This window comes from Streptomyces sp. 13-12-16 (genome assembly GCF_002114215.1).
Classification (GTDB): Bacteria; Actinomycetota; Actinomycetes; order Streptomycetales; family Streptomycetaceae; genus Streptomyces.
Genome location: NZ_NCTE01001349.1, coordinates 1 through 379, shown reverse-complemented (window position 1 = coordinate 379; position 379 = coordinate 1).

Sequence of the window (379 nt, the reverse complement as noted above, 5' to 3'; positions counted from 1 at the left end):
GGGGGTCCCGGCCCCCGCCGCGATCCAGAGGGCCGTCCGCGGCCGACGCCATGGGGCGAGCGCGGTTTCCCGGTTCGTCCGTGAAAGGTCCTGCGGTGGTATGTGTCTCACTTTTTTGGCTGCTTCGTTAGAGGTCGGTCATGTCAGGGCGGGTTCCGCTCGTTGCCTTCCGGCCGGAGTCGCTTCGCCCCTCGCACAGGGCGGTCCGTCGGAGCAAGACGGAAAGGACGCGGCGCGGGTTCCGGCGGGTCCGCCGTCGAGCCGCGCGTCGTCCGCCGGCTCCGGTGCGGGGCGTCGTCCCGGCGGTCCGGCCACCGCCGTGCTCCGCGCCGTCGGCTGCTCACGCCGCGGCGGGAAGGACGTCAGGGGGGTCGTCCGG